The following is a 20,563-nucleotide window of genomic DNA, read 5'->3' on the forward strand; positions in this document are numbered from 1 at the left end:
TATTCAAGTATATAAGATTTAATGAACATGAAAAAACATTTTACGTTTCTCTTTCTTTTATTCGTAGCGATTTCTTTCGCTCAAATCCAGAAAGTAGAACCCGCCTTTTGGTGGCACGGAATGAAAAATCCTGACCTCCAAATTTTAGTTTACGGAAAAGATATTTCAAAATATCAAGTTGAACTTTCCGATAATATTAAAGTAAAAGACCTAACGAAAACGGAAAACCCAAACTATGTTTTCATCACCATAAATACCGATGAGGTTCAGAAACCTTCTTTTAAAATCAATTTTAAAAACGGAAATAGAACGGTCGATTCTTACACTTACGAACTCAAGAATAGAAAGCCTGGTTCTGCGGACAGAAATTCATTTTCCTCAAAAGACGTCATGTATTTAATTATGCCTGACCGATTTGCAAATGGCGATCCTTCCAACGATTCACAACCGAATCTCACCGAAAAAGCAAACCGCAGTTTACCAAGCGGAAGACATGGCGGCGATTTGCGTGGAATCATTAACAATTTAGATTATCTCCAGAATTTAGGAGTTACAGCACTTTGGCTCACGCCGGCAAATGAAGACAACGAAAAAAATACTTCGTATCACGGTTACGCCCAAACTGATTTATACAAAATCGACGGCCGTTACGGAAGCAATGCAGAATATCTCGAACTTTCCCAAAAACTTAAACAGCGTGGAATGATGTTGATTCAGGATTACGTCACCAATCATTGGGGAATTTCACACTGGCTGATTCAGGATTTACCGACCAAAGACTGGATTCATCAATTCAAAGACGGCGAAGGAAAATTCGGCTTTAAAAGATCGAACTACAGAACAACTTCTCAATTCGATACCAACGTTTCAGAAATCGATAAAAAGGAAGCCCTAAACGGTTGGTTCGATACGACAATGCCGGATCTTAATCAAAGTAATCCTTTGGTCTTAAAGTATTTGACCCAAAATGCAATCTGGTGGATCGAATATGCTGAGCTCGGCGGATTACGCGTTGATACTTATCCGTACAACGATAAAGTGGCCATGGCAAAATGGGCTAAAGCGATTACCGATGAATATCCAAAATTCAATATTGTCGGTGAAGCGTGGATGTATAATCCGGCGCATATTTCTTATTGGCAGAAGGATTCTAAGATTGGAGCCATTGATGGTTACAATTCCAACCTTCCGTCGGTTATGGATTTTACGCTTTTCACAGATTTGCCCAATGCGCTGAAAGAAGAAGAAAGTTGGGACAAAGGAATGATCAAAATTTACAACTCTTTTGGTAACGATTTCCTTTATCCGGACATCAATAATATTTTAGTATTTTTTGAAAACCATGATACCGAAAGATTTAACGAGATTTTTAAAGGTGATGTACGGTATTACAAAATGGCGATGTCTTTAATGGCAACCGTTCGCGGAATTCCACAAATTTATTACGGCTCCGAAATCGGAATGCAAGGTGATAAGAACAAAGGTGGCGACGCCGATATCCGACGAGATTTTCCGGGAGGTTGGAAAGGCGATTCTCAAAATGCGTTCAATCCTGAAACCCAAACTTTAGAACAAAAAGAATTTCATAATTATACCCAGGAATTATTAAACTGGCGAAAAGGAAAAGAAGTCATTCACACTGGAAAAACCAAACATTATATGCCAAAGGAAAAGGTCTATGTTTACTTTAGATATAACGACAATGACAAAGTAATGGTCATTATTAACAACAATGAAAAAGACCAGACCTTAGACCTAAACCGTTTCGCCGAATCATTAAATGGCGTTTCAAACGGTAAAGATGTTATTTCAGGAAAAGAATTTTCTTTTACACCACAAAATAAAGTCACGGTTTCAGGAAAATCTTCATTAATTTTAGAGCTTCAATAATAATACTTTAAAAAATGAAAAAGAATATCGCTTTTACAATATTCGCGTTAACGTTATTTTTCACGACCTCTCTTTTCGCCCAGAAAAAAGGTTTTTACGAAAACGTCCAGAAAAAAAATATCAGCAAAGTTTTAGATGATTTGAATTTATATGCCTCTACGGCAGATTTTACAAATTACTTTAATCTTTACGCAGAAGAATCAACGTTTATCGGAACTGATGCCAATGAAATTTGGAACAAAAAAGAATTCATGGCCTATTCCAAACCGCATTTTGACAAAGGAAAAGCCTGGACTTTTACTTCTCTAAAAAGAAATATCACTTTCAGCGCCGATGGAAAATACGCTTGGTTCGATGAATTACTCGATACTCAAATGAAACTTTGTCGCGGAAGTGGCGTTTTGGAAAAAATCGGGAACCAATGGAAAATCAGACAATATGTTCTATCAATGACTGTCCCTAATGATGTCAGCAAAGAAATCATCAAAATAAAAACACCGATTGAAGATGCTGTAATTTCTGATCTGAAGAAGTAATATTTTCAATTGTCAACTATCAACTATCAACTAAAATTATGGCTCAAAAAATAAAACCAAACCTTTCTATTTCTCAGATTATCAACATGAGTATGGGTTTCCTGGGAATCCAACTGGCATTTGGTTTACAAAATGGAAATGCGAGTAGAATATTTGCAAATCTAGGCGCAAATGTGGAAGATCTTTCTTTGTTTTGGCTAGTTGCGCCCATCATGGGTTTAATTGTACAGCCCTTAATAGGGCATTTTGGTGACAATACGTGGTCTGAAAGGTGGGGAAGGAGAAAACCTTACTTTTTAATCGGTGCAGTTTTGTGTGCAATCGGCTTAGTTTTACTTCCCAATGCTCCCTCGATGTCCCACCTTTTGGCAGGGAATGCGCTAATATTAGCGGTGATTTTCATGGCGATGATGGACGGTTCAATTAATGTGGCGATGGAACCCTTCCGCGCTCTTGTTGGTGATATGTTGCCGAAACACCAAGGAACTTTAGGATTTTCCATCCAAACGATTTTGATCGGTATTGGCGCCGTTATCGGATCTTATCTGCCCAGTGCCCTTACTTACTTTGGTGCTTCAAACGTAGCTCCAGAGGGATTTGTTGCAAATAATGTGATTTACTCCTTTTATGTTGGTGCCGCAGTTTTAATTATATCAATTCTATATACAATATTTACAACCAAAGAATATTCTCCAAAAGACTTCGCAGATTTTGCTGGAGATGATGAAGTAGCAGAGCGGTCAAAGTTCAGCGATATTTTCAAAGATTTTGCCAAGATTCCCTCTAAGATGAAAAAACTTGGAGTAGTTCAATTTTTTTCCTGGTTTGCCTTATTCACAATGTGGGTTTTTACCACAAGTGCTTTGGCAACTCACCATTTTGGCCTTTCGCCGGAAGATACCAATTCAGTAGGATTTAGTAAAGCAGGTGATTTAACCGGTAGACTTTTTGGAATGTACAATTTCTGGGCAATTCCTTTTGCATTTCTGTTAACGCCTATAGCAACAAGGATTGGCAAAAAACAGACGCACGCTCTAGCACTACTTTGTGGAGGATTAGGTTTGATTTCAATGTTTTTTATTAAAGACACCAGCATGCTCTGGATTTCAATGATCGGGCTAGGATTTGCCTGGGCAAGTATTTTAGCAATGCCGTATGCGATGTTAATTGATGCGATTCCACAACGTAAAATGGGAATTTATATGGGAATTTTTAATTTCTTTATTGTAATGCCGCAGATTATCAATGGTCTTTTCGGAGGGATGATCGTTGCTAATGTTTTTGGTAAAATGGCTATTGATTATGTAGTTGTGGGCGGAGTTTGTATGTTGATCGCTGCTGCTGTAACCATGTTTTTAATTAAAAATGATGAAGATGAAACGCCGAAAGAAATAGCGGAAGAGATTAAGCAGGTTCATTTTTAAATTGTAATAAAATGATTAGAAAAGTTTGATTAATCTTTAACATTTTTAGCGCTAAATTTGGTCAAGAGATATTTTTACAAAAGAAACTCAAAACAAAGCCGTCTCTATATTGGGGCGGCTTCGTTCATTTAAATTCTTCTGAAAAGTTTTACTGCGCTTCTTATCTTAAATCAATGTCTATCAATCATTAAGATGGTATTTTTGTTTAGTAATTAAAAGTAAATATTTAAACTTAAAAGAACAGATATGAAAACAGTTTATCACAAAGCAGATTCCCGTGGTTATGCAGATCATGGTTGGCTAAAATCTCACCATACCTTTAGTTTTGCAAATTATCACAACCCTGAAAGAATGAACTTTGGAGTTTTGCGGGTTCTAAATGATGATCAGGTTGCTTCAGGAATGGGTTTTGGAACGCATCCGCACCGCGATATGGAAATTATTTCTATTCCACTCGAAGGTGATTTAGAACACAAAGACTCAATAGGAACAACTTCAGTTATTAGAAAAGGTGAAATTCAGGTGATGAGCGCCGGAACTGGTGTGCACCACAGCGAATACAATAAAAATAAAGAAGAAATCGTGAAGTTTTTGCAGATTTGGATTATTCCAAACAAAATGAATGTTGAACCACGTTACGACCAAATCAGCATTAAAGAAGGTGAGAAAATAAATGATTTTCAGCAAATTCTTTCGCCAAATCCAGATGATGAAGGAGTTTGGATTTATCAGGATGCCTGGTTTAATATGGGAAAATTTGATCAAAAAACCGTCAAAAATTACGATTTACATAAGCCTGGAAATGGTGTTTACCTATTTGTGTTGAACGGTTCCGCAAAAGTTGGCGATCAGATATTAGAAACCAGAGACGGTCTCGGCATTTGGGAGGCCGAAAATTTTACTATCGAAGCTGGCGAAAATTCTGAACTATTATTGATGGAAGTTCCGATGGAATGATAATTAATAATTTCAAAATGTAATCTAGACAATGTCGTTATCGATGAGGAATAAATAAAAAAGCGGACGAAAGCCCGCTTTTTTTTACACTTAAAATTTTATTATTTTTTAATCAATGAAATTGCTTTACTACCCAATTTAAAAATCGGAATTGCAATCAAGCCACCAATAAGTCCTGCTAAAGCTTCCCTTAAAGTTGCATTCAAATTTGGAATAAAATGATGGTGAATCCAATCGATATTATGTACAAAAATGCTTCCGGCAACCAATATCAATGCAATCGTACCTACTACGCCCAAACCTTTAATCACCCAAGGCAAAGCATTTACGAGAAAATTTCCTAAAGTAACCAAAAAGCCACTTTCTGTTTTCGATCTTTTAATGAGTTTGTAGCCGGCGTCGTCCATCCGCACGATGAGTGCGACAATCCCGTAAACTCCTACCGTTGCAATAATTGCTACAATGGAAACGGTCACGATTTCAACGAGCAGCGGATTGAATTGTGATTTCAGCGTCCCGTAACCTACTTTGGCAGAAGCTAATGCAATGATTACGATTTCTAGGGACAGAATAAAATCTGTAGTAATGGCAGATTTAACCCTGGATTTTTCCAGGTCTGCACCATTTTCAGCAGTTTGGGCAGCTTCTTTAATTACTTCATGCCCTTTTTTCCCACGGTGAAATAAATATTCGATTATTTTTTCCATTCCTTCATAAGCGAGATAAAATCCCCCAAATATTAAAATGATCGTAATTGCAGGTTCATAAAGCCATTGTAGCAAAAAAACAATCGGAACAATGATCAGTTTATTGATGAAAGATCCTTTCATAATGTTCATAAGAACAGGAATTTCCCGAGATTCTAAGAAACCAGTAGCTTTCTCGGCATTTACGGCAAGATCATCACCTAAAATCCCGGCAGTTTTTTGGGTAGCTAATTTTGCGGTAACTGCCACATCATCCATTAGCGCTGCGATATCATCTAAAATTGCAAAAAATCCTGAAGCCATAAATTGTATTTAAGGGCAAAAATAGATAATTTAAGAGAATCTCACTTCATTTAATTTCCGAGCATGAATTATTTTACCTTATAAAAATATTAAAAATAGTGGGTCTAAATTTCACCATCATCTTAAAAATCATTATTTTTGCAAAACCAAATTTTTAGAAGTGAAAACGCATCAATTATATTCACCAAAAGAAATATTCCAAAATTTTGGAAATGTAATCGACGCTGAAAAATAATTAAAAAGCCGACGGTCAATATGACGGTCGGCTTTTTTTATTTCCGTAACTTTTAAAACTGTTACTATTGAACAAATTTTTAAAATCCAACAATGAGCAATACCTATAAATCTGCTGGTGTCGATAAGGAAGAAGGTTATAAAACCGTCGATAAAATAAAAACTGCTGTTGCTGAAACGCACAATGCCAATGTTTTAAATAATTTAGGAAGTTTTGGGGCTTTCTATGAAATTGCGGGCTATAAAAATCCGGTTTTGGTGAGTGGAACCGATGGAGTAGGAACAAAGTTGAAAGTTGCGCTCGATTCTAAAAAATATGACTCTATTGGTGTAGATTGTTTTGCAATGTGTGCCAATGATATTATCTGTCACGGCGCAAAACCGTTATTCTTTCTCGATTATTTGGCCTGCGGAAAACTGGATGCTGATATCGCCGCCGAAATTGTGATGGGAATGGTGAAAGCTTGTAAAGACAATAATTGCGCACTCATCGGGGGAGAAACCGCAGAAATGCCGGGAATGTATAAACCTGGAGATTATGATGTTGCTGGTTTTTGTGTAGGAATTGTTGAAAAAGATCAAATCATCGATGGTTCCGCAATTAAAAAAGGCTGTAAAATAATTGCGATTCCAAGTTCTGGATTTCATTCCAATGGTTTTTCATTGGTGAGAAAAATATTTACCGATTTCAATGAAGAGTTTGAAGGAAAACCTTTGTATGAAACACTTTTAGAACCTACGAGATTGTATTACCAACCGATTCACAAAATCTTGGAAGAAGTAAATCTTTGTGGAATTGCGCACATTACAGGGGGCGGAATTATTGAAAATATCCCGCGTATTATTCCCGAAAATCTTTGTGCAACCATTGATACTTCCAAAATTAAAATTCCATCCGTTATGCTGGAATTGGAAAAGCGTGGAAATATCGATCGCCTGGAAATGTATGGTACTTTCAATATGGGCGTAGGAATGGTCGTAATGATTGATGCACAACATGCTGAAAAAGTGATCAACTTAGTGGATGATGCCTATGAAATTGGTGAAATCACAGTTGGCCCTGAGAAAATTAATTTAATTTAGAATAAGATAGCAGAATTTAAAATCAAGAAATAACAACTTGATCTTGCCTTTCATCATGAAAAATATTGTTGTCTTAGTTTCCGGTGGTGGTACTAATCTGCAAAGAATCATCGACTGCATCGAAAGTGGAGAAATTACAAATGCTCAAATTTCTTTAGTTGTGGCTGATCGAGAATGTTTCGGCTTGGAGCGTGCTGCAAAACACGGCATCAAAACTCAGCTAATTCCGAGAGGTACATTATTTTCATCAAAATTAAGCCAAATTCTACCGGAAAATACTGATTTGATCGTGCTTGCTGGATTTTTATCAATTTTAAATAAAGAATTCTGTGAATCATTTAAAGGAAAAATTATTAATATTCATCCGGCGTTATTACCTAAGTTTGGAGGTAAAGGCATGTGGGGACATCACGTTCACGACGCAGTTTTAGAAGCTGGTGAAAAAGAAAGTGGCGCAACGGTTCATTACGTAACATCTGGAATTGATGAAGGAGAAATCATCCTGCAAAAATCTTTTCCAATCACTGAAAATGAAACTGCCGAAACTTTAGCACAAAAAATTCATCAGGTTGAATTTGAAATTTTTCCGAAAGCAATTAATTTAGTTTTAAATAATTATTAAATAAATTGGGAATCTAGATTCTTGATTCTCATATCTAAATAAAACAAAATGTCAAAAAAAAGAGCGCTTATCTCTGTTTCCGATAAATCTGGACTCATTGATTTTGCAAAATTTTTAGAAGCCAACAATTACGAATTAATTTCTACGGGCGGAACTTTTAAACATTTAAAAGATGCTGGATTAAATCCGATTCAAATTGATGAAGTCACCGATTTTCCCGAAATGTTAGATGGTCGCGTGAAAACACTGCATCCAAAAGTACACGGAGGTTTACTGGCCGTTCGGTCCAACGAGCAACATATGAATACGGTCACAGAGCACGAAATTATTTTAATTGATATGGTCGTGGTTAATCTTTATCCATTCTTCGCACATGCAAATACCGACATTTCATTAGATGAAAAAGTAGAATTTATAGACATTGGTGGACCTTCTATGTTACGTTCTGGCGCGAAAAACTTTCAGTCAGTTGCAGTCATAACAAATGTGGAGGACTATGAAATCGTTCAACAGGAAATGGAACAAAATGGCGAAACTACTTTGCAAACCAGAAAAAAATTAGCCGGAAAAGTTTTCAATCTTACTTCGGCATATGATGCTGCAATTGCACAGATGCTTTTAGATGAAGAATATCCACAATATTTAAACGCCTCTTACCAGAAGGTTTCTGATCTGCGATATGGTGAAAATCCGCATCAAAGTGCCGCCTATTATGTTTCAACCACCGAAAATGGTGCGATGAAAGATTTCGAGATTTTAGGAGGAAAGGAATTATCTTTTAACAATCTGCGTGATATGGATTTATGCTGGAAGGTTGTTAACGAGTTCCAGAACGAAATGGCGTGTTGTGCAGTAAAACATTCTACACCTTGTGGAGTAGCAATTGGCACGACGGCGGTAGAAACCTATACCAAAACATTTGAATGTGATCCGGTTTCTATTTTTGGTGGAATTATCGGCATGAACTTCACTGTTGATGTGGCAACAGCGGAAGAACTCAGCAAAACTTTTCTAGAAATTGTAATGGCACCAGATTTCGATGAAGCTGCTCTGGAAGTTTTAAGAAACAAAAAAAATCTGCGGATTATCAAAATAAAAAATCAAGTTTCGGATCACCAAACTTGGGTTAAGATAGACGGCGGAATGCTTGTTCAAGCCAATGATAATCAGTTTTCTGATGATATTAAAACCGTAACAACGTGTCAACCTACGGCTGACCAGGAAAAAGCATTGCTGTTTGCACAACGCGTCGTGAAATATGTGAAGTCAAATGCGATCGTTGTTTCCAACGGGGTTCAGGCTTTAGGAATTGGCGGGGGTCAGGTGAATAGAATCTGGGCCACTCAACATGCTGTAGAAAGAGCAAAAGAAAAATTTGGCGGTGAATTGGTGTTAGCTTCCGATGCATTTTTTCCGTTCCGTGATGTTGTTGATTTTTGTGCAAAAGAAGGCATTAAAGCTATTATTCAGCCCGGCGGCAGCATGCGTGACGAAGATAGTATTCAGGCAGCCGATGAATATGGAATTCCGATGATGTTAACAGGAATGCGCCATTTTCTGCATTGATTTTGCGGTAGACAGAAAAAAACAGTTTTTTTTAAGGTAAATTTGAAATACACTTTTCAAATTAGTAATTTTGTAGAATTCAAAACAATCAAATAAAAATGAAAATATTAATTGTAGGAAACGGCGCCAGAGAATCTGCCATCGCGATGAAGCTAAAAAGCGATCGAAGAATTTCTAAAATGTATTTCGCCAGAGGAAATGCAACCACAGATTTACTGGGGCAAAATGTATATGAAGACAGCATTGAAGGATTACGGGATTTTGCGATTAAAGAAAGAATTGATCTTACCATAGTTGGTCCAGAAGCACCTTTGGTAGCCGGAATCGTAGATGAGTTTAAAAAACACAATCTTAAAATTTTTGGTCCGCGCAAAAGAACAGCAGAATTAGAAGGAAGCAAAGCTTTTTCTAAAAAATTCATGCAAACCCACAACATTAAAACAGCCAGTGCAGTTGTTTTTGAAGCTTATCAGGACGCCATCGATTATGTAAGAACAAAAGATTTCCCTTTGGTAATAAAAGCTAGCGGCTTAGCCGGTGGAAAAGGCGTGGTCATCGCCGATGATTTGGCAGAAGCAGAATCTACCATTCATAAATTTATGATTGAAAGAATTTACGGTGACGCTGGAATTCAGTTGGTAATTGAAGAATATTTGCGAGGTTTCGAGGCTTCCATTATCGCTTTTTCCAACGGTTCAAAACTTTTCCCATGTATTCCTGTAAAGGATTATAAAAAAGCCGGTGCAGGCGATGTCGGTCCAAACACTGGTGGAATGGGAAGCGTGGCACCAAGTCCGGAATTTACGGAAGAGCACCAGCGTGATTTCGAGGAAAATATCTTAAAACCCACTTTAGAAGGTTTGCATTCGTATAAAATTAACTTTAAAGGATTTATATTCTTTGGCTTGATGGTTACTGACAACGGAACTTATCTTCTAGAATACAATATGAGATTGGGAGATCCAGAAACACAAGTGATTATGGCACTTATGGAAAATAATCTCTACGATGTGATCATGGATTGTTTAGATGGAAACGATATTAACCTGAAGTTTAGCGACGAAAAAGCGGTTTGTTTGGTCATGTGTTCCGGTGGTTATCCGCGAAAGATTGAAACAGGTTTCGAAATTAGAAATACAGAAAAAGTGACCAACAGTCAGGTTTTATTTGCCGGTGCTAAAATGCGCGGAAATAAGATGGTGACAAGCGGTGGCCGTGTTTTGAGTTTGGTAGCAACAGGCGCTACATTCGACGAAGCCCGTAAAAAAGTCTACGACGATGCAAGTATCATTCATTACGACTACGAATATTACCGAGAAGATATCGGTAAATTTTAAAGATAAGGCGTGGTTTTTCCACGTCTTTTTTTAAATGATCAGGAGCCGGGAACCTGCTCTCCGGTACAATTCCTCATTTCACCGCGCTCCGCCGCGGCGGAGCGCGCCTCATTCCGGGATTTCCCCTGCGATCAGGGCTAGGGAAACAGCGTGAAATAAAAGAACAATATAAAAATTAAGAAGACGCCCTCGTAAATGTCTCTAGAAATTTAATCATCCAACATCAACAAAATATGCAAAACGGAATTATCATCCTCGACTTTGGATCCCAATACAATCAATTGATCGGCCGACGAATTCGCGAACTCGGTGTATACTCCGAAGTTCTGCCCTTCAATACACCTTTGCAGGAAATTCTCGATCGCGAACCGTCCGGAATCATTCTTTCTGGCGGACCAAGCTCTGTAAATGTAGAAAATGCCAATACGGTTGATAAAGCTTTGTTTGAGAAGAATATTCCAGTCTTGGGAATTTGTTACGGAATGCAGTTGACCACCCATTTATTGGGAGGAAAAGTACAGAAAGGCGTAAAAGGTGAATATGGCAAAGCAAAATTGCAGATCCAAAAATCCAACAGATTACTTTCAGGTGTGGGAAGATTTTCCACTGTATGGATGAGTCATTTTGATGAAGTAGAAACAGTGCCGCCAGGCTTTGTGGTCAATGGAACAACGGATGTAATTTCCGCGATCTCCGACGAATCTAAAAAAATATATTGCGTACAGTTTCACCCTGAAGTATCTCATACCGAAGAAGGGTCGCGAATGATCGAAAACTTTGTTTTCAACGTTTGCGAATCACCAAAAAACTGGAAACTAACCAATTATATTGATACGACAATTGCACATATTAAAGAAACGGTAGGCGATCAGAAAGTAATTCTCGGACTTTCGGGTGGTGTAGATTCTTCTGTCACAGCAGTTTTAATTCACCGCGCTATTGGCGATCAGCTACAATGTATTTTTGTGGATACCGGACTTTTACGAAAAGACGAAGGCAGAAAAGTCATGGAAAATTATGGGGAACATTTCAATTTAAAAATTGATATGGTAGATGCCGGCGAGCGATTTTTGTCTAAACTTGAAGGAATTTCTGATCCCGAAGAAAAACGCAAAGTGATTGGTAATGAATTTGTCGCTGTATTCGACGAGGAATCTCATAAATTCGAAGGTGCACAATTCCTGGCTCAGGGAACTATTTATCCTGATGTTATCGAAAGTCAATCCGTAAAAGGTCCTTCTTCTGTTATCAAATCGCATCATAATGTAGGCGGACTTCCCGAGCATATGAAACTGAAATTGTTGGAACCTTTGCGGGAGCTTTTTAAAGATGAGGTTCGCAAAGTAGGCGAGGAGTTAGGCATTCCCCATCATTTGGTCCACCGTCATCCTTTCCCGGGTCCCGGGTTGGGAATAAGAATTTTAGGCGCTGTCGATGCCGAAAAAGTTCGTATTCTTCAGGAAGCGGATGATATTTTTATCGAAGAATTATATAAAAACAAATTATACGATACAGTTTCGCAGGCTTTTGTAGTGCTACTTCCTGTAAAATCTGTAGGTGTGATGGGCGATGAAAGAACTTACGAATTTACCGCTGTGGTTCGTTCCGCAAATACAACCGATTTTATGACGGCAACATGGAGCAGACTTCCTTACGAATTTTTGGATACCATTTCAAACCGGATTATTAACGAAGTTCGAGGTATTAATCGCGTAACTTATGACATTTCAAGCAAACCACCAGCGACAATTGAGTGGGAGTAAAGCAAACTCAAAATATTAGAAAGTTGAAGGAATTAATTAATTTTAATTCCTTTTTTTTCTAATTTGAATTTGGAGTACGGCTTCTCAAATTTCAACGTATCAGGATATTTGTAGTTTTTTACGCGACCTTTTTTAAAATTGTATTCCATTTTAAACGGCACTTTTTCGTAGGAATTTCCCAGTAAAACAGCAACTGAATCACCTTTCCAATAAGCGTTTTCAATCCAGTAAGAAGGTCCGAAGAATGCGATTTGTTCAGCTTTCTTATTTTTATAGTCAACCAACACTACTTGCTGATCTGCCTCGAAGCTGGCACTTCCGTCCGGACCTAAAAACCATTGGTAGCTGTCGAGATCCAGATAATGATCTTTACTTTCATTAAAAATGAGGAAAGGCTTGTAAATTTCATTAAAGCCTTTTTGGTTTAAAATAATAACAGAGGTTTCTGTATAAGAAATCGGCGAAGTTTGCTGAAGGACAAATTTTTCCGGCGAAAAATCGGGGTTTTCGTTGTGGTAATACTGAAACCAGTCATTTAACACGAGAGAATCTACCGGTTTCGTAGGAGCAGTTCGGTTGACTTCATAATCTCTTGTATCTTTTTCCAGTACAGGATTTTCTTTTTTTTCACAGGAAAAAAGAAGAAGTAAGAGAAGAAAATTGAAACCTTTCATTCTTCCAAATTACAAAATATTCTAATCCTGTCAAAAAAACTATCTTTGCAAAATGGAAAAAATGACTTTTGCCGATTTCGAACTTCCGGAAAAAATTCTTGATGTTTTAGCAGATTCTAATTTATTTGAACCGACACCGATTCAATTGAAAACATTGAGCCCAATTCTTTCAGGTCGCGATGTAATGGGAATTGCTCAAACCGGGACCGGAAAAACTTTGGCCTATCTTCTTCCAGTTTTGAAATCATGGAAATATAATAAAAGTGGAAATCCAACTGTTCTGATTCTTGTTCCAACGCGTGAATTAGTTGTTCAAGTTGCTGGTATTGTGGAGAGTTTAACGCAAAATATTACCACGCGCGTGATCGGAATTTATGGTGGAAAAAACATTAAAACTCAAAAATTACTTTTTGCTGACGGTTGCGATATTTTGGTCGGAACTCCGGGTAGAGTCATGGATTTGGCAATTGATAATGCAATTTCCTTAAAGGAAGTGAACAAATTAATCATCGATGAATTTGATGAAATGCTGAATTTAGGTTTCAAAGCGCAGTTGACTCATATTTTTCAAATGATGAAAGAAAAAAGACAAAATATTCTTTTCTCTGCAACCATGACCGAAGCAGTTGATGCTTTGCTTTATGAATATTTTTCCGGTCCTGTCGAAATTTCTCTGGCCAAATCGGGAACACCATTAGAAAAAATTGAGCAAATTGGGTATAAGGTTGAAAATTTTAATACCAAAATAAATTTACTGCAAAATCTTTTAGAAACCAGTACTGATTTTTCCAAGGTTCTTATCTTTTGTAATAATAAAAAACATGCGGATTATCTTTTCACCAAAATTGATGAATTATTTCCCGATCAGTTTGACGTCATCCATTCTAATAAATCTCAGAATTACCGTTTGAATGCCATGAGAAGCTTCGAAGCTCAGAAAGTTCGAGGCTTAATTACAACCGATATTATGGCGCGAGGTTTAGATATTTCTGATATTACCCACGTAATTAATTTCGAAATTCCAGAAGTTCCGGAACAGTATATTCACAGAATCGGTCGAACGGGGCGTGCGGATAAAAACGGTATTGCCGTTTCTTTCATTACAAAAAAAGAAGAAGATTTGTTGTTGGATATCGAACTTTTGATGGACAAAGCGGTGACGGTTAAAGATTTCCCGATGGAGGTGAAAGTTAATCCTGTCAAAATTGCTTCAGAGAAAGATGAAATCGTGATGAAAAATGCCCACACCGTGAAATTAGAAGAAGGTGGTGGTGCTTTCCACGAGAAAAAAGACAAGAACAAAAAAGAAAACTGGGGTGGTCCACATGCCCGAAAACTTCCTAAAAAAGTAGGAGCAAACCGAGCGCACGAAAAAGCAAAATCTAAAGCCAAGAAAAAAAAGTAGTTCTCTGGCTTTAGCTTTAATTCATTATTATTTCCAGAAAATATCGTCATATTCCGGTTCTTTTAATTCCGGATAATGCTGTTCAAGCAGATTTTGTAACTGTTCATTAGTAGCCTGTTTTTCTATTTCGGGAAAAATCTGTCTTTCTTCCGTGCGGATATGAAGTTCAAGTAATGCCCGAAACGTTTCAATTTGATCTGGCGTAGTAAATCCGTCTTCAATCATTTTCTGAAAAGTTCGGTGTTGCGAAATGGCTTCTTTGATCATAGGATGATCTTCTCCCAAAACTTTAAATATGGTTTCCTCTTCTTCATTAAAATGTGGTTTCAGATTGTGAAGGTAAAAGAGTTTGATATACTTTTCCATTCTTTCTACGGAGACTTCTCTCTTTAAACCTTCTTTTAGTTTCCAACCGAGCAATAATCCAAAATGGTGATCGCGACTGAGTTGTACTAATGCTTCGTGTCTTTTCATAAATATTTTTATTTTTAAATTTTTAATGAGTTACTTTAGATAAGGACGCATCTCTTTTGCCCAGATTTTATAACCGTTCGGTTTCATGTGCAGCATATCTTCTAAGAATAAATCTGTTCGAATAGTGCCCATTTCATCCTTCATTCCGTGAGTAATGTCGATGTAATCTGCATTTTTTTTACGCTTCATAAATCTTTTAATTAAAGCATTTGTTGTGATAAATTGAGGCCACAGACTTTCCCGGCTGGGTGATAATTTAATAGATATGTAATCTACAGGAATCTCCGGATAGTACTTTCTAATTTCAGCATATAAATCTTTGAAGCGATTAAATACTTCTCGCGGTTGCAGGGATTCATTTTCGGCAAAATCATTTTCACCACAATAAATAAGGATTTGCATTGGTGAATAAGGTTCTAAAAGTTCCGCAGAATAAAAATTCAAATCATTAAGACTTGAGCCACCAAAGCCGCGGTTTACAATCGTCTTTTCGGGAAAATAAGCTTGAACATCTTTCCACATGGTAAATGATGAACTTCCCAGGAGCAATATGGCATTTTTCGGCGTTGGATTTACTTTGTCAAGTTCTTTAAAATTTTCAATTTCTTGCCAGAAAGCGGGTTTATTTTGCGCCGTAATACTCTGCAACCAGAAAACCGTAAAAAACAGGAGCAGAATTTTTTTCATTTTTGCTTATTTCCCTAAAAGTACCAAAATTTATATAATTTCAAAACATTCCAAAAAGAAAACTCCTCAACCAGTAAAGGCTGAGGAGCAAAAAACATCATTTGTGTTAAAGAATCGCTTTTTATTTTTCCATGGTTATTTATTATGGGGTTATTTTCTATTATGGCAAAGTGGTATTTACCACTCCGTAATCAATGACAAGAATCGGTTCGTAGAAATACAATGGCTGATTTGAACCACTTCCCAGATAGAGTGCAATACCATAATCAATTATTTCCTGCGTCACTAGAATAGGAGATAAAATGAGTTCATCTCGTACATAACCCGCATCGGAAGTTGAAGTTTTGGTCGTGGTAAACATTATATCTTTTATTTTTGTACCTCCGGTGTAAGTCCCGTCTGATAGATTAACTACTGCATTACCCGTAAAAGCAACAAATCGGGAAGATTCTGAATTAGAAGTTACCTGTTTATACTTTAAGGACAGATTTACTGTGATGGTATAACCAAGCAGTTGCTGTGGAACTTTAATGAGTTTGTTAGTGTAGTCCCACATGATAAAATTGAGTGGATCGCTCTTTACAATGATATCACCCAATGCGGTACTGTAAGTAGCATCAAATCGGATCAAAGCTCCGCCTCCTGGTGCAATAATAGCGTTAACGCCAGGCAGATAATTGTGGCCGTCATTCAGCATAATGTTCATAGGTTTTACAAATGCGCTATAGGAATTTGAGATCGTGGTTAAATTCACCATAGAAACCCATTTTGCACCGTCCCAATAATAAAATCCCTTTCCGGTGAGATTAACACCCACTCCTGTTTGGTTTGTGGCTGCAGACGTTGCATATACGAGGTTAGACTCATTTGTTGTGGTGCCCGAAATAGGCATGCTGAAAATCTCATCACCCGTAAATCTTGGAATTAAGATTCCCTCTACTTTAGTGGCTGGTGATAATCCTACTATATCTAATGTTGTCGTAGGAACTGTGGTATTAATGCCAACCTGTGCGCAGAGCACATTAAAGGCAAATAATAAGCTTAATAAAAATAAATTTCTTTTCATGTTGTGTGTGTGTTTTATTTAAAAGTGCGAATCTTTGATACAAAAGTCCCCAAATAAGTATCTCAATAGCTATCAATTTCACAATTTGTTCCTTCAAATCGTAAAAATTATCAGTCGAATTGACAATTAAACAAGCAAAAAGTAAAATTAAAAATGCTGCGATCAATGCCGATATCTATTAATATTCGATTTCTTTAAATTTCAAACAACTTACCATTTGTTTAAAAAATATTTAACTAAATATGAAGTATTTAGTGAAATTAACATGCAATTTTTAATTTTAAGAAAATATTTGTAACTTGGTTTTATAATTTGATATCGTGTTTTTTGACCAAATTCCATATTTTCTTCAGGGAATGCTTCAGATGTTTTTCATTTTTGCAGCGATATTCTTATGGGTAATTCCGAATAAAACCCGTGCGCAGAAATTGTTATTTTATGCCGTCGCTTACTGGGCATTTGTTCAGTTAAAAGAATTTATATTTTATGACAAGGCAAATGTCTTCGTGGAAGATCGAATATTTATAGACTTGCTTGGTGTTCCGTTCTCTGTATTTTATGGCTTAGAGATCATTTTTCCGGGAAAAGTGACGCCAAAGTATATGATGAAAACATTAACGCCGTTTGTAATTTTCAATATCATTTACTGGGGCCAGAGAATATTTATTTCACCCCTATATTTTGAAACGATTTCTGATGTTTATCATCATATTTCTACCGCTTCTATATTAACCGCTCTTTTTTGCACGTACACTTTAGGATATTCATTGTTTAACTTGCTTTTGGTGATTCGTTCCAGCAATGTCTTTAAAAAATCTAATCGAATTTCCGACATGCATCACGGTTATCAGAAGTGGATTGTAAAGATTATCTACATGTTTATGATCTGGCTCCTTTTGTATTTTGTGTTATTTGTATTCGGTTTTCAGTTCTACCTCAGTAAAGTGCTCTTCTTATTGGCTTCCCTAATTATACAGTCTTACGCTATTGTAAAAATTTTCCGACATGAAAGTCCAAAGATTATTAAGAGTTTTTGGAAGATCGTGCAGCAAGAGAATTCAGCTAAGGAAAAAGAATTGGAGCACTTGAAAGTTAGCAGTCCTGAAAATAAAGTCTACCGTAACATTGCCAAGAGGCTTGAAACAGCTTTTAATGACAAGAAAATGTATTTAAACCCAAAACTTACGATCCTAGATTTGGCAAACGAATGCCAAACGAACCGTACATATATTTCAGATTTTTTAAACACGGAATTGAATACTAATTTTAATGATTATGTAAATTTGGCACGAATTGAACGTGTGAGTCAGCGAATGCTAATGAATAATGATTTGGATTATTCGATAGAAGAAATTGCGGTTGCGTCGGGATTTAACAGTGTTTCTACATTTCGCAGAGCCTTCGAAAAATTTACAGGAGAAACTCCACTTAACTTTAAAAATAGCAATAAAGATGAAAACTGGGTGGTTGGGTAAAAAGAAATTCTAAACTGAATAGTATTAATCTCTCAAACAAAAAAAACGCCCCAAATTAGGGCGTTTACTTATTTTAAAAAAACTTTCGTTTTCTATCTAATATCTATAGTATTCAGGTTTAAAAGGACCTTCAACTGTTACTCCAATATATTTTGCTTGATCTGGAGTTAAAGTTTCCAATTCTACACCTAATTTTTTCAGGTGTAAAGCAGCCACTTTTTCGTCCAAATGTTTTGGTAAAGTGTAGACTTCATTTCCGTATGCTTCATTATTGGTCCACAATTCAATTTGTGCTAATGTTTGGTTGGTAAATGAATTACTCATCACAAAACTAGGGTGACCAGTTGCACAACCTAAGTTGACCAAACGGCCTTCTGCTAAAATGATGATTTCTTTCCCGTCGATATTGTAAACATCAACCTGTGGTTTTACTTCGTATTTTGCATCGCTGTAATTTTTGTTTAACCACGCCATGTCGAGCTCATTATCAAAATGTCCGATATTACACACGATGGTTTTATCTTTCATTTTTTTGAAATGCTCACCTCTAACAATATTAAAGTTCCCAGTTGTGGTAATAATAATATCAGCATTTTCTACGACAGAATCTAGTTTTTTAACTTCAAAACCTTCCATTGCGGCTTGTAAAGCACAGATTGGATCAATTTCCGTCACGGTAACAATTGAGCCAGCGCCTCTGAAAGAAGCGGCAGTCCCTTTACCAACATCACCAAATCCACAAACTACGACTCTTTTCCCTGCCAACATAATATCGGTAGCTCTTCTTATCGCGTCAACAGCAGATTCTCTACAACCGTATTTGTTATCGAATTTTGATTTTGTAACCGAATCATTTACGTTAATTGCAGGCATCACCAATGTTCCATTCTGCATTCTTTCGTATAATCGGTGAACTCCAGTTGTGGTTTCCTCGGAAAGTCCTTTTATTTCAGCGGTTAATTCAGGGTATTTATCGAAAACCAAGTTGGTTAAATCGCCACCATCATCTAAGATGAGGTTTAATGGTTTTCTGTCTTCACCAAAAAATACCGTTTGTTCGATACACCATTCGAATTCCTCTTCAGTCATTCCTTTCCAGGCGTAAACTGGAATTCCAGCAGCAGCAATTGCCGCAGCGGCGTGATCTTGAGTAGAGAAAATATTACAAGACGACCAGGTAACGTCTGCACCAAGGGCAACTAACGTTTCGATTAAAACCGCAGTTTGAATAGTCATGTGAAGACAACCTGCGATTCTTGCTCCTTTTAAAGGTTGAGCGGGACCGTATTCTTCACGAATTGCCATTAATCCTGGCATTTCAGCTTCCGCCAGATTAATTTCTTTTCTGCCGTATTCGGCTAATGAAATGTCCTTAACTTTATAAGGAACGTATTGTGTTTTGGTTTCCATCTAAATTTACAATTTTGGCAAAGGTACCGAAAATAACTAAAATTGATTTTACGTTGTCACAGATATTACCTATGGTCTCGATTAATGTTTAAATATAGATTTAATTTTTTTTGCGGTGTACCGTGCATTATTGATGTACAAGAAAATCTCTAGAAGATATTTCTGCATGAATTTTCTTCTTTCCATTTAGTTTACCGAAAATAACAGAATCTTGATACTTTTACAAATGAAAGCTCTATAAATATGCGTTATTTCGATTTCATCTGCTCTTTCTTGACCGGCATCAAAATCGGAATCATTTTACTAACTCCTTGAAGATAAACTTCGGGGTTAGAATTTCCGCGGTGACAAGTGATACAATAAACGGTAGTAATTTGTTTCGGTTTTGGATCTGGCACGTGAGGCAGAAAATAATTGGCATTGATGTCATTCGTCATCACCAGCATTCCGCGGGCTATTTCCTTATTTAATTTAGAATCAGACGGGAAATCCAGTTTTTCGGGATTGTCTTTTTGTGCACTGTGGCAATGCGCGCAGTCTACACCCAAGGAACTGTTAAATGTATTCATAACAAACATCAAACTGTCTTTCGTTATGTTCTGTGGCAAAACTTTAAGGTTTTTCCACTCGCCTTTGTTTTCATTTATTGGATGATAGGTTTTCGTAGAATTGGTTGTTAAAGTGATAATAACACCAATCATTCCCAAGAATCCTACAAAGGATAAAAAGGATTTTAATTTGTTGGTTTTCATGATATTTTGTGTTTTTAATGGACATCTAAGTTATAAACTATTCATCTATAAACTTGACTAATTTCTAAAAAAGTTTTCAAATCTCTTTGAAATTGAGATGTTTACAGAAATGAAGATCATTTTTTCAAAACTTGCAAATAAATGTAACGGGTGGTAGAATGGTCATAAAAAAGGTGAGCAAAACACAAAAAACTATTC

General features: G+C 36.7%; 18 protein-coding genes. 11 read left to right on the plus strand and 7 right to left on the minus strand.

The window, feature by feature from the left end:
* Positions 1-27 precede the first annotated feature (27 nt).
* The 4 genes from LC814_RS00070 (at position 28) to LC814_RS00085 (ending at position 4,807) form a co-directional block, all read left to right on the plus strand.
* Positions 28-1,890 carry a glycoside hydrolase family 13 protein gene (locus LC814_RS00070; RefSeq protein WP_226064317.1) on the plus strand — a complete coding sequence of 621 codons (1,863 nt, stop codon included), beginning with the start codon at positions 28-30 and terminating at the stop codon, positions 1,888-1,890.
* Positions 1,891-1,904: 14 nt separating this feature from the next.
* Entirely contained in the window at positions 1,905-2,426 is a 522-nt protein-coding gene (locus LC814_RS00075) for a nuclear transport factor 2 family protein (protein ID WP_226064318.1), read from the plus strand.
* 38 nt (positions 2,427-2,464) lie between these two features.
* Positions 2,465-3,850: an MFS transporter gene (locus LC814_RS00080; protein ID WP_226064319.1), complete on the plus strand. Its 1,386-nt coding sequence runs from the start codon at positions 2,465-2,467 to the stop codon at positions 3,848-3,850.
* Positions 3,851-4,096: 246 nt separating this feature from the next.
* Positions 4,097-4,807, plus strand: a complete 711-nt coding sequence (locus tag LC814_RS00085) for a pirin family protein (protein WP_226064320.1) — start codon at positions 4,097-4,099, stop codon at positions 4,805-4,807.
* Positions 4,808-4,908: 101 nt separating this feature from the next.
* Here LC814_RS00085 and LC814_RS00090 read toward each other — a convergent pair whose 3' ends face one another.
* Positions 4,909-5,817, minus strand: coding sequence for a DUF808 family protein (locus LC814_RS00090; protein ID WP_226064321.1), 909 nt, complete (start codon positions 5,815-5,817; stop codon positions 4,909-4,911).
* Positions 5,818-6,144: 327 nt separating this feature from the next.
* Here LC814_RS00090 and purM point away from each other — a divergent pair, with 327 nt between their 5' ends.
* From purM to guaA, 5 genes are all read left to right on the plus strand, one after another.
* Positions 6,145-7,134 (plus strand): phosphoribosylformylglycinamidine cyclo-ligase, encoded by a 990-nt coding sequence (gene purM / locus LC814_RS00095; protein WP_226064322.1) that lies wholly within the window; start codon positions 6,145-6,147, stop codon positions 7,132-7,134.
* Between the two features lie 55 nt (positions 7,135-7,189).
* Positions 7,190-7,756: a phosphoribosylglycinamide formyltransferase gene (gene purN / locus LC814_RS00100; protein WP_226064323.1), complete on the plus strand. Its 567-nt coding sequence runs from the start codon at positions 7,190-7,192 to the stop codon at positions 7,754-7,756.
* A gap of 48 nt (positions 7,757-7,804) precedes the next feature.
* On the plus strand, positions 7,805-9,322 hold the full coding sequence (gene purH / locus LC814_RS00105; protein ID WP_226064324.1) for a bifunctional phosphoribosylaminoimidazolecarboxamide formyltransferase/IMP cyclohydrolase: 1,518 nt from the start codon (positions 7,805-7,807) through the stop codon (positions 9,320-9,322).
* A gap of 98 nt (positions 9,323-9,420) precedes the next feature.
* Positions 9,421-10,659 (plus strand): phosphoribosylamine--glycine ligase, encoded by a 1,239-nt coding sequence (gene purD, locus LC814_RS00110; RefSeq protein ID WP_226064325.1) that lies wholly within the window; start codon positions 9,421-9,423, stop codon positions 10,657-10,659.
* Between the two features lie 233 nt (positions 10,660-10,892).
* Positions 10,893-12,422, plus strand: coding sequence for a glutamine-hydrolyzing GMP synthase (guaA, locus tag LC814_RS00115; protein ID WP_226064326.1), 1,530 nt, complete (start codon positions 10,893-10,895; stop codon positions 12,420-12,422).
* A 32-nt stretch (positions 12,423-12,454) separates the two neighbouring features.
* Here the strand turns inward: guaA and LC814_RS00120 are convergent, their stop codons facing one another.
* The gene (locus LC814_RS00120) at positions 12,455-13,096 is read right to left on the minus strand and encodes a hypothetical protein (RefSeq protein WP_226064327.1); all 642 of its coding nucleotides are present in this window, start codon (positions 13,094-13,096) and stop codon (positions 12,455-12,457) included.
* A 52-nt stretch (positions 13,097-13,148) separates the two neighbouring features.
* Between LC814_RS00120 and LC814_RS00125 the strand changes: the two genes are divergently transcribed.
* A complete protein-coding gene (locus LC814_RS00125) occupies positions 13,149-14,501 on the plus strand; it encodes a DEAD/DEAH box helicase (protein WP_226064328.1) in 1,353 nt (450 codons plus the stop codon).
* A 27-nt stretch (positions 14,502-14,528) separates the two neighbouring features.
* On the opposite strand, the gene LC814_RS00130 is transcribed toward LC814_RS00125, so the two are convergent.
* The 3 genes from LC814_RS00130 to LC814_RS00140 all read right to left on the minus strand — a co-directional run bounded on the left by LC814_RS00130 (position 14,529) and on the right by LC814_RS00140 (position 16,728).
* Positions 14,529-14,975, minus strand: coding sequence for a hemerythrin domain-containing protein (locus LC814_RS00130; RefSeq protein ID WP_226064329.1), 447 nt, complete (start codon positions 14,973-14,975; stop codon positions 14,529-14,531).
* A 30-nt stretch (positions 14,976-15,005) separates the two neighbouring features.
* Positions 15,006-15,662 carry an SGNH/GDSL hydrolase family protein gene (locus LC814_RS00135; RefSeq protein ID WP_226064330.1) on the minus strand — a complete coding sequence of 219 codons (657 nt, stop codon included), beginning with the start codon at positions 15,660-15,662 and terminating at the stop codon, positions 15,006-15,008.
* A 160-nt stretch (positions 15,663-15,822) separates the two neighbouring features.
* Complete coding sequence (locus LC814_RS00140; RefSeq protein WP_226064331.1) at positions 15,823-16,728, minus strand: phage tail-like protein; 906 nt, start codon at positions 16,726-16,728, stop codon at positions 15,823-15,825.
* A gap of 320 nt (positions 16,729-17,048) precedes the next feature.
* Between LC814_RS00140 and LC814_RS00145 the strand changes: the two genes are divergently transcribed.
* Complete coding sequence (locus tag LC814_RS00145; RefSeq protein WP_226064332.1) at positions 17,049-18,203, plus strand: helix-turn-helix domain-containing protein; 1,155 nt, start codon at positions 17,049-17,051, stop codon at positions 18,201-18,203.
* A gap of 96 nt (positions 18,204-18,299) precedes the next feature.
* On the opposite strand, the gene ahcY is transcribed toward LC814_RS00145, so the two are convergent.
* Both ahcY and LC814_RS00155 read right to left on the minus strand, forming a co-directional pair.
* Positions 18,300-19,613 carry an adenosylhomocysteinase gene (ahcY, locus tag LC814_RS00150; RefSeq protein ID WP_226064333.1) on the minus strand — a complete coding sequence of 438 codons (1,314 nt, stop codon included), beginning with the start codon at positions 19,611-19,613 and terminating at the stop codon, positions 18,300-18,302.
* A 248-nt stretch (positions 19,614-19,861) separates the two neighbouring features.
* Positions 19,862-20,365 carry a c-type cytochrome gene (locus LC814_RS00155; RefSeq protein WP_226064334.1) on the minus strand — a complete coding sequence of 168 codons (504 nt, stop codon included), beginning with the start codon at positions 20,363-20,365 and terminating at the stop codon, positions 19,862-19,864.
* Between the last annotated feature and the right edge of the window lie 198 nt (positions 20,366-20,563).

It is taken from the genome of Kaistella polysaccharea (assembly GCF_020410745.1).
Lineage (GTDB): Bacteria > Bacteroidota > Bacteroidia > Flavobacteriales > Weeksellaceae > Kaistella > Kaistella polysaccharea.